Here is a 12,445-nt window from a genome sequence, read left to right on the forward strand (position 1 = left end):
AGCAGACATGAACGAGCAGACGCCTCACCCGAACGCCGGGGGCACGGAGTGCCCGGCGTCCGGGTGAGGCGTCTGCTCGTTCATGTCTGCTCCTTTGAACCTTGCCCTTACAGACTGACGACCGTTTCTGTGTTTTTCTTATGCCCGTTGGGAGATTCCGCTATGGCGTTACCCTGGGCGACATGGGAATCCTGCCGGGCGCCTGGCGCCGTACGGCGGCCGGTGCCGGGCTGCTCTCCGCAGCCGGAGAGGTCGCCCCCACCATCTTCGCCGAGATCTCCGCCCTCGCGGGCCGCACGGGGGCGATCAACCTCGGGCAGGGCTTCCCCGACGAGGACGGCCCGGCCGAGGTGCTCGAAGCCGCCCGTGCCGCGATCCTCGCCGGAGCCAACCAGTATCCGCCGGGACGCGGCGCTCCAGACCTGCTGCGGGCGGTCTCGGAGCATCAGCGCCGCTTCTACGGGCTCGACGTGGACCCCGACCGCGAGATCGTGGTGACGGCGGGAGCGACCGAGGCCATCGCGGCGGCCCTCCTCGCGCTCGTGGACGGCCCAGAGGACGAGATCGTGGTGTTCGAGCCGTACTACGACTCCTACGCGGCGATCGCCGCGCTCAGCGGCGCCACGCTGCGCACGGTGCCCCTGCGGCTGCCCGACTTCCAGCCGGATCCGGAGGAGCTCGCCGCCGCCGTCACCGACCGCTGCCGGGTGATCCTCGTGAACGATCCGCACAACCCCACCGGCGCCGTGCTGAGCGACGGGATCCGTGCCGAGATCGTACGGCTGGCACACCAGCACGACGCGATCATCGTCACCGACGAGGTGTACGAGCACCTGTCCTTCACGGCGCCGCATGTGCCGATCGCGACCCTGCCCGGCGCCGCGGAGCGCACCCTCACGATCTCCTCGGCGGGCAAGACGTTCTCGGTGACAGGGTGGAAGATCGGGTGGATCCACGGCCCGGCCGAACTCATCACCGCGGTGCTCAGCGTCAAGCAGTTCCTCACCTACGTCAACGGCGGGCCGTTCCAGCCCGCCGTCGCGGCGGGTCTGCGTCTTCCGGACGCGTTCTTCACGGATGCGGCCGAGCGTCTGCGCGCGAAGCACGACCAGCTCGCGGCCGGCCTCGATGCGGCGGGCTTCGAGGTGCACCGCCCGGACGGCGGCTACTTCACGGTCGCGGACGCCTCGCCCCTCGGCGGAGCGGATGCGGACGCGTTCTGCCGGTCGCTTCCGGAGCGGATCGGCGTCGCCGCGATCCCGCTCACGGCGTTCGTGCGTCCAGAGCATCGCGACGCGTACCGCGGCCTGGTGCGCTTCGCTGCGTGCAAGCGCCCCGACGTGATCGCCGAGGCCGCCGAGCGCCTGGCCGGCCTGCGCGCAGGAGTGTGAGCGAGGTCAGCGCGGCACGACGCGGTAGCGGCGCAGCCGCAGCACGGGGTTGACCTCGCGCACCCGGGCGACAGTCGCCGCGTCGAGCTCGGCGACCGCGATCCCCTCCCCCGCGCCGACGCCGGCGATCACGACGCCCTGCGGGTCGATCACGGCCGAGTGCCCCACACCGACGGGGGTCGGGTGGTCGGCCGCGACCACGTAGGCGGTGCTCTCGATCGCGCGCGCCGCGAGCAGGGTGGTCCAGTGATGTTCTTTGAGCGGGCCGCGCACCCACTCCGCGGGCACGACGAGCGCCTCGGCCCCCGCGTCGACGAGAGTGCGCGCGACCTCGGGGAAGCGCAGGTCGTAGCAGGTCATCAGCCCGAAGGTGAGGCCGTCCACGACGAAGGTCGCCGCATCGCCGACATCTCCCGCCTCGATCCAGCGGGACTCCGACTGGCCGAACGCGTCGTACAGGTGCTGCTTGCGGTAGACGGCGAGCAGGCCCGTCCCGTCCACGGCGACGAGGGCGTTGCGGATCCGACCGGCGTCCGCGCGCTCGACCAGTCCCGCGACGATCACCGCCCCGTGCCGATCCGCGAGCTCCCGCAGCCGCACGGTGAAGGCGTCGTCCAGCTCCTCCGCATTCGCGGCGAGGGTCTCGTCCATCGGGTCGACGAAGTAGCTGGAGTACTCCGGCAGCACGACGAGCCGCGCACCGCGCTCCGCGGCTCGGGCGACGAGGTCGGCGATCAGCTCCCGGTTCGTCGCGCGGTCGTCGACGGGTGCGAACTGGCACACGGCGACGGACACGGTTGCGGTGGTCATTGCTCCATCATCCCGCACCCTGACGCGTCGGCGATCGGCGCGCACGGATCCTCCGGATCCCGCGATACGACCGGCCGACCGGAGGACAATGGAAGCACTGGCCCGCGGCACGTCACCGGAGCCGGAGGAGGCGGTTCCCATGATCCCGCTCATCACCCTGATCGTCGCGGTGCTCCTCGCGATCATCCTGTTCTTCATGTCCGCGCGGATCGTGCGGCAGTACGAGCGCGGCGTGGTGCTGCGCTTCGGACGGCTGCACAACGTGCGCGAGCCGGGGATCCGGTTCATCTTCCCGATCGTCGATGTCCTCATCCCGGTCTCGCTGCGCATCGTGACGATGCCGATCCAGTCGCAGGGCATCATCACGAAGGACAACGTCACCGTCGGCGTCTCCGCGGTCGCCTACTACCGGATCCAGGAGCCGGTGAAGTCGGTGATCGCGATCGAGAACGTCCGCGCCGCGATCGATCAGATCGCACAGACCACGCTGCGGCGGGTCGTCGGACAGCACCATCTCGACGAGATCCTCTCCGACACCGCCGCGCTGAATGCGAACATCCGCGAGATCCTCGATGTCACGACGGTCGAGTGGGGTGTCGAGGTGACCCTCGTCGAGCTCAAGGACATCCTGCTGCCCGATTCGATGAAGCGCGCGATGGCGAAGCAGGCCGAGGCGGAGCGTGAGAAGAGGGCCAAGATCATCGCCGCAGAGGGCGAGGCACTCGCCGCCGCCCAGCTCGGCACGGCGTCGGACACGATGATGTCGCACCCGCTCGCGCTCCAGCTGCGCACCCTGCAGACGCTGGTCGAGATCGGCGTCGACAAGAACACGCTCGTGATCGCGCCCGCGCCGCTCGTGAACTCGATCGGCGACGTGATGAACCTGATCGACCGGGAGGCCGCCGTCGCGCAGATGCGCGCGCACTGAGCGCAAGCGAAAGGCCCCTGACCTTGGATTTCTCCAGGTCAGGGGCCTTTCTTGTGTCGCATTCTCGTTGCGGGGACAGGATTTGAACCTGCGACCTCCGGGTTATGAGCCCGGCGAGCTACCGAACTGCTCCACCCCGCGGCACAAGAGATAGCCTAACACGGGATTTCGCACGGCGCGAATCGAGCGCTACTTCGTGGTGCTGCTGCCACTCCCCTCGAGCGCGAGCAGGCGGTTCACCGCGTCGGTGAGCTTCTGGTCCTGCGCGGCGAACTCCGTCAGGTTGCCGGCCTTCAGCGCAGCGTCACGGGCGAGCATGGCCGCCTTGGCGTCGGCCAGAGCCGCCTGGAACGCCGCGTCGCCCGAGGGGGGCGTGGTCCCGGTGCCCGTCCCGGTGCCGGGGGTCGGCGTCGGGTTCGGCGTGGGCGTGATGTTGTTGTCGCCGCCTGCCGCGCCGGAGTCGCCGCCGAACAACTGGTCCAGCGCCTCGGTCAGCGTGTCCGCGAACGCGATCTTGTCACCGAAGGCGACCAGGATCTTCTGGAGGCGCGGCACCTGGGTGCCACCCGACGACTGCACGAACACGGGCTGCACGTACAGGAATCCGCCGCCGACGGGCAGGGTCAAGAGGTTTCCGTGGGTCACCTTCGACTGGCCCTGCTTGAGCAGGTTGAGCTGCTGGCCGACCGTCGGATCCGAGTCGAACGAGTTCTGCACCTGACCAGGGCCCGGCACCGTGGTGTCGGCATCGATCTCCAGCATCCGCAGCTTGCCGTACGAGTCGGACTTCTTGCCTGCGGTGGAGCCGGCGTCGGCGTCGACGGAGAGGTAGCCCATCAGCACGTTCCTGCTGTTCGCCCCCTGCGAGGCCGGGATGAAGGTCGTGTACATGGAGAACTGGGATTGGTTCTGTCCCGGCACCTTCATGGTCAGGTAGTACGGCGGCTGCAGCTCGGGGTTGGCCGAATCGCTCTGCGGGTCGTTCGGAGTCTCCCAGAGGTTGTCCTGCCGCGCGAACGAGGCCGCGTCGGTCACGTGGTACGTGCCGAGCATCGCGCGCTGCACCTTGAACAGATCGGTCGGATAGCGCACGTGGCTCATGAGCTGCCCCGACATGTCGCTGATCGACTTCAGGGTCCCCGGGTAGATCTTCTGCCAGGTCTTCAGCACCGGGTCGGTCGGATCCCAGGCGTAGAGGGTGACCTTGCCGTCGTACGCGTCGACGGTGGCCTTGACCGAGTTGCGGATGTAGTTGATGTCGTCCGTCACGAAGCCGGGCTGCGTGTTCACGGAGTCGCTGATCGCCTTGGGCAGGTTGGCCGTGGTCGAGTACGGGTAGCTCGAGCTCGTGGTGTAGCCGTCCACGATCCACACGATCCGGCCGTCCACGATGCTCGGGTACGGGTCGCTGTCCAGCGTCAGGTACGGCGCAGCCTTCTGCACGCGGGTCGCCGGATCCCGGTCGTAGAGGATCTGCGAGTCCGCGTTGACGCTGTCCGAGAAGAGGATCTGCTCGGACTGGAACTTGAGCGCGTAGAGCAGCTTCGTGAAGAAGTTGCCGACGCGCGGTCCGCCGTCGCCCGTGAAGGTCGTCTTGGTCTGGTTCTCGCTCGAGTCCTGTCCGCGCGGATAGTCGATCTCGACGGGCGAGGTGCCCTTCGGCGCGCCCACGATCGAGTACGCCGGGGAGTTCTCGCCGAAGTACACCCGCGGCTCGAACTTCTCGCTGCTGGTCAGCGTGCCGGAGGTCGGGATCCCCCGCTCCAGGAAGACGGGTTCGCCGTCATCGGTGCGCTGGTTGCCCGCCGCGGCGACGAGCCCGTAGCCATGCGTGTAGACCAGCGTGCTGTTGTTCCAGGTGGGGCTGGGGATCCGGCTCGTATCGATCTCGCGCACCGCGACCACGGCGTCCTGGGTCTTGCCGTTGAGCGTGTAGCGGTCCACATCGAGCTTCGACGGGAACTTGTAGTAGCTGCGGTACTGCTCGAGCTGCTGGAACGTCGGGCCGATCACGTTCGGATCCATGATGCGGATCGACGCCGTGGTGTCGGCGTCGCTGCGCAGCTGCCCGGTCTCGGCCGTGGTCTGCGCCTTGAACGGCGTGGTGTCGACTCCGTCGATGCCGTAGGCGGCCTTCGTCGCCTTGAGGTTGCGCTCGTAGTACTGCGCCTGCAGCTGGTTCTGGTTCGGCTTCACCTGGAAGGTGGTCACCGCCCACGGATAGGCGACGCCCAGCACGAGGGCCGCGACGATGAGCAGTGCGGTCGCCGCCAGCGGGAAGCGCCAGTGCCCGATCACGGCCGTGACGAAGAACAGCACGGCCACGAGCGCGGCGATGATCGCGAGGATCGACAGGCCGGGGATCACGGCGTTCACTCCGGTGAAGGCGGCGCCCGTGATCTTGTCCTCGGTGGTGGTGAGGGTCTTGTACCGGTCGACCCACAGGCTCACGGCCTGCGTGAGCAGGTAGATGCCGGCGATCACGGCCAGCTGCACCCGCGCCGCCTTGGAGATCCGCAGCTCGCCCTGGCCGATCCGCACCGAGCCGTACAGGTAGAGCACGAGGGCCGACACGAGCAGGCACAGGATCAGCACCGCGGAGATGAAGCCGAGGAGCGCCTCGTAGAAGGGCAGGTCGAACAGGTAGAAGCCGGTGTCCAGGTGGAACTGCGGGTCGGTCTGGCCGGTCGCCGTGCCGTTGGCCCACTGCCACACGGTCTCCCACTGCCCGGCGGCGGCGAAGCCGGAGAACAGGCCGAAGAAGACCGGCATCCCCCACATCGCCAGACGGCGCAGCGGCTCCACGACCTCCTGGTACCGGTCCAGCTGCGAGCTCAGCCGCACGTAGACGGGTCGCATCCGGTACGCGAGCTGGATCGCGATGAACATCGGCACCGCCATGCCGAGGAACCCGATGACGAACATGGTGGCCGTCGCGATCCACCGGGTGGTGAGCACCTGCGCGAAGTTCAGCTGGTCGTACCAGAGGAAATCGGTGAACATGGACGCGAACACGAAGAACGCGGCGATGAGCACGGCGAGGATCACCACCGTCGCGAGGACGATGCGTCGGGCAGTACGGGGCGCGGCCGGTGCAGGTGAGGTGGTCACCGTCCCATCCTAGGTCGGCCCCTTCGCGGGATCCTGAGCCGGGCGGTTCCCGGCTTCGCCCTTCGCGAACGCGCGCGCTACTTCTTGACGTCCGCCGCGGTGCAGGTGGGCAGCGCCGCGACGTCTCCCCCGTCGGCGATGACCTTCAACGCGTCCAGCGACTGCTTCAGGTTGTCGGTGCGCACCACCGTGAGCCCGGACGGGACGTGCCCGTAGACCTCGTCGCAGTTGGATCCGGGGGCGAGGAAGTAGGCCGCGCCCGCCGCGCGCGCGCCGTAGAGCTTCTGCCGGATGCCGCCGATCGGGCCGACGGTGCCGTCGCCGGTGATGGTGCCGGTGCCGGCGACCTGCTTGCCGCCGTTGAGCGCTCCCGGCGTGAGCGTGTCGATGATGCCGAGCGCGAACATCATGCCGGCGCTCGGACCGCCCACGTTGTCCAGCTGCAGCTTCACGTCGATCGGGAAGTGGTACTTCTGCTGCAGCGTGATGCCGAGCAGCCACCGGCTGGTCCCGTTCTGGCTCTGCTCCTTCGGGGTGACCGAGACCTCCTGCTGCGTGCCGTCGCGCTCGATCAGGAGGGTGACCGGCGCTCCTGCCGACTGCTGGATCTCGGCGCGCATCGCGTCCGTGTCCGCCGGATTCGCCCCGTTCACCGCGATCACGGTGTCGCCGGCCTTGAGGATCCCGCGCGCGGCCCCGTCGTCGGTCACCGAGGCCACCTGGATCGTGACAGGCACGTCGTGGCCGAGCTCGCGCAGCGCGGCCGCGGTGGCCTCCTGCTGCGAGTCGACCATCATCAGCTGGTTGGCCTGGTCGCGCTGCGTCGAGGTGACGCCCTGGGGGAACACGGCGTCCACCGGAACGACGGCCTTGGACGGCTCGAACCACGCCAGCACGAGCTGCATCCACGACGGCGGGTTCTCCCGGTTGCCCACGACCTGCACGGTCGTGAGATCCAGCGCGCCCTTGGTCGGATGCGTCTCCGCGCCGGTGACCGAGATCAGCGGAACGCCCTTGCCCTTCGCATCCTTGACCTCGCCGAGCGTGTTGAAGACGGGGCCAGGCTGCTCGATCACGTACGGCAGCGGAAGGAACGTCAGCACCAGCAGGGCGGCGAGCGATGCGATGAACGCGATCAGCCCGATCCTGGTCCGGCGGGAGGCGCGCCGCGCGGCCCTGGTCGCGATCGCATCGGGCACCTCGTGCCCGGTCTGCTCGGGGCCGCTCGACGCGGGACTGATCGTCACAGGGCCTCCAGGCCGGGGTGTCGGATGCTCGTTCGCGAGCGGCGTACAGCGGAGCGGTCCGTTCCCGGCGCATCCTGTGGTGGTGCAACTAGCGTAGTCAGCACGGGCTATACACGTGCTGAGAGGGCTTCCGATGGCTGAGAACGACCCGAACTCCGACGACTTCCTGCAGTTCCTCCGCCGCATGCTCGGCGGATCCGCGGAGGACTTCGACCTGAGTGCCCTGCAGGGCATGGAGGGCCTGAACCTCGACCCCGCGATGATGCAGCAGATGATGCAGCAGATGCAGAACGCCATGAGCGGCGACCCCTGGGAGACCACGCTCAAGCAGGCGCTGCACATCGCCAACCGCGACGGCCTCGGCATCGACGCGGGCTCCCGCTCCTCGATCGCGGACGCGTTCGCGCTCGCGGATCTGTGGGTGGGCGAGGCGACGACGATCTCCGAGCTCGGCGCGGCGCCGCGGGCGCTCACGCGCGGCGAGTGGGTCGAGCAGACCCTTCCGATCTGGAAGGAGGTCGCCGCTCCCGTGTCCACGAGCATCGCGGACGCGCTGATGAGCGCCCTCGAGGGGCAGACCCCCGAGGACATGCAGGGCATGGTGCAGGGCGCGGGACGCCTCATGCGCGGGATCGGCAGCTCGGTGTTCGCGATGCAGTTCGGGCAGGTGCTGGGCAATCTCTCGCTCGAGGTCGTCTCCGGCGGCGATGTCGGGATCCCCGTGCTGCCGGCGGGCACCGCCGCCGTCATCCCGCAGAACCTGGCCGCGTTCGGCGAAGGCCTGGAGATCCCGGAGGACCAGATCGCGCTGTACCTGGCCGCCCGCGAGATCGCGTACGCACGGCTGTACCGCCATGCACGCTGGCTGCACCTGCACGTGATGACCCAGATCACCGAGTTCGCGAAGGGCGTGACGGTCGACGTCGACAAGCTCGAGGACGTCGCGGGCCGGCTGGATCCGTCCAACCCCGAGGAGCTCCGCGAGGCGATCGAGGGCGGGGCGCTGCTGCCTGAGCTGTCGGACGCACAGCGCGAGGCGCTGGAGCGGCTGGAGAACCTCATCGCGACGATCGACGGATGGGTCGACGTGGTCACGACGCAGGCCACCTCGCGGCTGCCGGACAGCGTGCGGATCGCGGAGGCGGCGCGCCGTCGCCGCGCGGCGGGCGGGCCGGCCGAGGACGCTCTGGGCGCTCTGGTCGGATTGAAGATCCGTCCGCGCCGGCTGCGCGAGGCCGCCGCGATGTGGCGCGCCGTCACCGACGCGGTCGGTGTGGAGGCCCGCGACGCCCTCTGGGACTACCCGGACCTGATGCCGGATGCCTCGGACATCGACGATCCTGCCGCACTCGTCGCGCGGCTGCAGGCACGTGCCCGCGGCGAGCAGCCCGCGCCGGACGAGATGGACGAGGCGCTCGAGCGGCTGCTCAGCGGCGAAGACTTCGGCGGGGCGGCGGACGCGGACGACACTGCGGAGGACGGCCCCGCTGAGGGCGGTCCCGACGACGCGGATTCGGGCGACGCCGGCGGATCGGGTGACGGGTCCGGCGAGAAGCCCGTCTGAGCGAGTTCTCCACCGTTTTCGCATCCTGCTCCCGAGCGGGGCGCGGATCCGGTCATGATCGGGCATGCCCACGATCCGACTCGACCCCGCGCACCCCGTGCTGTGGCGCGACGCCGACACCGTGCAGCTCGGGGCCGACCCGGTCCTGACGCTGCCCGTCGGGGCGCCCTGGATCCCTCGCATGCTCCACGAACTCGCGCGAGGGATCCCCGCTCGCACCTTCGAGGTGGTCGCACACGGGATCGGCGCCCCGCTGCCCGCCGCCCGCCGGCTGCGCGCTCAGCTCGCTCCCGTGCTCGTCGAGGTGCTCCCCCGGCACTCGGCGCGCCTGGTGCCGTCGCCCGTCGTCGGCGCCCGCACGCTGCTGCGCCTCGAGGAGGCGCTCGCCGATCACGGTGTCGACGTCGTGGACCGCTCCGATGCGGTCGCGGTGCTCGTGCGGCACGGGGCCGTGCCCGCGCGGGACGCCACGGCCCTGCTGTCCGCGGACAGGGCGCACCTGCCCGTGGCCTTCGACGCGGGCGGATCGACCGTCGGCCCCCTGGTGACGCCGGGGCGCACACCGTGCCTGTCCTGCCGCGACTCCCACGATCGCGACCGCGACCCCGCGTGGGCGGCACTGCACGTGCAGCTGCTGGAGCGGGATCCCGGCCGCATCCCGCTGGGCGGGATCGCGGCCGCCGCACAGGCGATCGCGGAGCTGCTCGCGGCACGACGCGAGGCGGTGCGAGACGGATCGGGCCGGATGATCCGGATCAGCCCTGAGGGGCGGCGATCATCGCGGACGGCCGGATTTCACTCAGACTGCCTCTGCCGATCTCCGCAAGGAAGCGCGACGGACGTCGTCCTGCACGATCGACGTCTCTGGACCACGACATCGTCAGCGTTGTCGCGGCCCGCGTGACGCCGACATAGGCCAGCCGCCGCTCCTCGTCGATCTGCTCGAAGCCGGTCGCATACGAGATCGGCAGCAGGCCCTCCGAACAGCCGATGAGGTAGACGTGCGGCCACTCCAGGCCCTTCGCGGCGTGCAGCGTCGACAGGGTCACGGTCCGCAGCACGGGCTCGTGCTGATCCTTGGCGCGCGCGAAGAGGTCGTCGGCGAAGCCGCGCATGGTCGTTCCGGCAGGTGCGTCCTCGGCGAGGCGCAGCACAGCGCGGCGGGCCTCCCAGGCGTCGCGCAGCGCGCCCCCGGCCTCGGGCGGATCGTCCGTGTAGCCGAGTCCGCGCAGCACGTCGCGCACGGCGCCGAGGAAGGAGTGCTGCTGCGGGGCGACGGCGGAGGCGCGCAGCGCCTGCACGGCCTGGCGCACCTCCGGCAGGTCGAAGAAGCGCTTGCCGCCCAGCACCGTGGCGGCGACCCCGGCCCCGGCGAGCGCCTGCAGCACGGCCGCCGATTGCGAATGGGCGCGGTACAGCACCGCGATCTCCTCGGGCGGCACGCCGGCGGAGATGCGCGCGGCGATCGCCGCGGCGACTCCCCTGGCCTCCTCCGCGTCGTCGTCGAACGCCACCACGACCGGATCCGGCGCGGCGACGGCGGGCGGCTCTGCGACGGCCGCAGCAGCGGCCGGCACGAGTTCTAGGGCGCCGGGACGGCCCTTCATGAGCGCGTTCGCGACCCCCAGCACGCCCGCGGCCGAGCGGTAGTTGGTCTCGAGCCGCACGACGGTCGCATCCGCATGGCGGCGCTCGAAGTCGAGCAGGTAGTGCTGGTCGGCGCCGGCGAAGGAGTAGATGGTCTGCGAGGCGTCCCCGACCACGCACAGGTCTCCGCGCTCGCCGAGCCACAGCTCGAGCAGGCGGTGCTGCAGGGGCGAGACGTCCTGGAACTCATCGACGGTGAAGTGCCGGTACTGCTCGTGCACGGCGGCGGCGACCCTGGGCTCCGCCTCGAGCATGCCCGCGCACGCGAGCAGCACGTCCTCGAAGTCGAGCTGATGCCGGTCGTCCTTGAGCGTCTCGTAGGCGCCGGAGAGCTCGGCCACCTGCCCGGCATCCAGACGCCCGATCGACCGCCCTCGCCGCGCCGCCTCCTCGATCGACATCATGGAGACCTTGCGCCACTCGATCGCCGAGGCCAGGTCTCGCAGCGTCGCCGTGTCGGGCCGGAGGCGGAGCATGTCCGCGGCCTGGGCGAGCAGCCGCACCTTGTTGTCCACGATCGCCGGAGCCGGGGATCCGGCCAGCTGCGGCCAGAAGAAGCCGAGCTGGGAGAGGGCGGCGGCGTGGAAGGTGCGCGCCGCGACGCCCTGCACACCGAGCGCGCGCAGGCGGCCGCGCAGCTCCCCCGCGGCCTTCGCGGTGAACGTCACGGCCATGACGCGTGAGGGCGTGTACGCGCCGGTCTCGACGCCGTGCGCGATCCGGTGCGTGATCACGCGGGTCTTGCCGGTGCCGGCGCCGGCGAGCACCGCCACAGGTCCGCGCAGCACGGACGCGGCTTCACGCTGGCGTTCGTCGAGACCGTCGAGCGCGCTCACCGTCGATACCAGTCGACGATGAGGCGGTGCGCGATGGAGGCTTCACCCGGGAGGCCGACGGGGCCGTTCCCGGCGAGAGCGGATCCGATCTCGGCGCGGGTGAGCCAGCGCACGTCGATGATCTCCTCGCCGTCGCCGTGCACCTCGTCCTCGTCCACGGCGGTGGCGTGGAAGCCGACCATGAGCGAGCGCGGGAACGGCCACGGCTGCGAGGAGAAGTACTCCAGGGCGCGCAAGCGCACCCCCGCCTCCTCGAACAGCTCGCGGTGCACCGTGGTCTCCAGCGACTCCCCCGCCTCGACGAATCCGGCGAAGCAGGAGTAGAAGCGCCCCTTCCACTGCGCGTTGGCTCCGAGCAGCAGGCGTTCGCCGTCGACGCTCTGCACGGCCACGATCACGGCGGGGTCGGTACGCGGGAAATGCTCGCGCCCGCAGGATCCGCAGTGCCGGGACCAGCCGCTCTGCCGCAGTTCGGCCGGGTTCCCGCATGCGGGGCAGAAGGCCGCATCCCGCAACCAGCCCGCCAGGGCGATCGCGGCGACGACGAGCTCGGCATCGGCCGCGTCGACCACGGGAAGCGTCTCGCGCAGGTCGCTCCAGTGCGGCGCCCAGGATCCGTCCGCATCCGTGTCGTCCTCGGGATCCTGCAGCGCGAGGAGTAGCCCTGTGCCGTCGGGACGGCGTCCGAGGAGCGCCCACTCACGGGTGCGGGCGAGCACCGGGTCCCCCGCGTGCAGGACGATCAGACCGTCGCCCAGGGGCACGCGGCGCTCGCGCACGACGAGCACTCCGGTGCGGGCGTCCGCGCGGAGCCGGTCGATCGTCTGGGGATCGACGCGCCATTCCGCGGCCCTGTCGAGGATGGTGGCTTCGTCGGCGTTCGGTTCGGGGATGGTCTCCGGCACGGTCTC

General features: G+C 70.3%; 8 protein-coding genes and 1 tRNA gene. 3 read left to right on the plus strand and 6 right to left on the minus strand.

The features are described 5' to 3' along the window. The first annotated feature begins 182 nt into the window (after positions 1 to 182). Positions 183 to 1,391 (plus strand): aminotransferase class I/II-fold pyridoxal phosphate-dependent enzyme, encoded by a 1,209-nt coding sequence (locus tag CQ044_RS11085; protein ID WP_105688532.1) that lies wholly within the window; start codon positions 183 to 185, stop codon positions 1,389 to 1,391. A gap of 6 nt (positions 1,392 to 1,397) precedes the next feature. On the opposite strand, the gene CQ044_RS11090 is transcribed toward CQ044_RS11085, so the two are convergent. Continuing rightward, positions 1,398 to 2,201, minus strand: coding sequence for a carbon-nitrogen hydrolase family protein (locus CQ044_RS11090; protein ID WP_105688533.1), 804 nt, complete (start codon positions 2,199 to 2,201; stop codon positions 1,398 to 1,400). Positions 2,202 to 2,340: 139 nt separating this feature from the next. Between CQ044_RS11090 and CQ044_RS11095 the strand changes: the two genes are divergently transcribed. Beyond that, positions 2,341 to 3,129 carry a slipin family protein gene (locus CQ044_RS11095; protein ID WP_105688534.1) on the plus strand — a complete coding sequence of 263 codons (789 nt, stop codon included), beginning with the start codon at positions 2,341 to 2,343 and terminating at the stop codon, positions 3,127 to 3,129. 67 nt (positions 3,130 to 3,196) lie between these two features. Here CQ044_RS11095 and CQ044_RS11100 read toward each other — a convergent pair. The 3 genes from CQ044_RS11100 to CQ044_RS11110 form a co-directional block, all read right to left on the minus strand. Further along, positions 3,197 to 3,270, minus strand: a tRNA-Met gene (locus CQ044_RS11100). 48 nt (positions 3,271 to 3,318) lie between these two features. After that, a complete protein-coding gene (locus tag CQ044_RS11105) occupies positions 3,319 to 6,240 on the minus strand; it encodes a UPF0182 family protein (RefSeq protein WP_105688535.1) in 2,922 nt (973 codons plus the stop codon). 77 nt (positions 6,241 to 6,317) lie between these two features. Beyond that, entirely contained in the window at positions 6,318 to 7,439 is a 1,122-nt protein-coding gene (locus CQ044_RS11110) for a S16 family serine protease (protein ID WP_258133278.1), read from the minus strand. A 181-nt stretch (positions 7,440 to 7,620) separates the two neighbouring features. Between CQ044_RS11110 and CQ044_RS11115 the strand changes: the two genes are divergently transcribed. Beyond that, on the plus strand, positions 7,621 to 9,051 hold the full coding sequence (locus CQ044_RS11115; protein WP_105688536.1) for a zinc-dependent metalloprotease: 1,431 nt from the start codon (positions 7,621 to 7,623) through the stop codon (positions 9,049 to 9,051). A gap of 755 nt (positions 9,052 to 9,806) precedes the next feature. Here the strand turns inward: CQ044_RS11115 and CQ044_RS11120 are convergent. After that, a complete protein-coding gene (locus CQ044_RS11120; protein ID WP_105688537.1) occupies positions 9,807 to 11,534 on the minus strand; it encodes an ATP-dependent helicase in 1,728 nt (575 codons plus the stop codon). After that, a complete protein-coding gene (gene nudC / locus CQ044_RS11125) occupies positions 11,531 to 12,439 on the minus strand; it encodes an NAD(+) diphosphatase (RefSeq protein WP_258133271.1) in 909 nt (302 codons plus the stop codon). The genes CQ044_RS11120 and nudC overlap by 4 nt, the downstream gene beginning before the upstream one ends. Positions 12,440 to 12,445: the final 6 nt, after the last annotated feature.

It is taken from the genome of Microbacterium sp. MYb64 (genome assembly GCF_002979495.1).
GTDB classification, from domain to species: Bacteria; Actinomycetota; Actinomycetes; order Actinomycetales; family Microbacteriaceae; genus Microbacterium; species Microbacterium azadirachtae_A.

What these genes read in the sequence shown, in the direction of transcription:
- CQ044_RS11085 (WP_105688532.1), top strand. Translation starts at nt 183, where the DNA reads ATGGGAATCCTGCCGGGCGCCTGGCGCCGTACGGCGGCCGGTGCCGGG.
- CQ044_RS11090 (WP_105688533.1), bottom strand. Translation starts at nt 2,201, where the DNA reads ATGACCACCGCAACCGTGTCCGTCGCCGTGTGCCAGTTCGCACCCGTC.
- CQ044_RS11095 (WP_105688534.1), top strand. Translation starts at nt 2,341, where the DNA reads ATGATCCCGCTCATCACCCTGATCGTCGCGGTGCTCCTCGCGATCATC.
- CQ044_RS11115 (WP_105688536.1), top strand. Translation starts at nt 7,621, where the DNA reads ATGGCTGAGAACGACCCGAACTCCGACGACTTCCTGCAGTTCCTCCGC.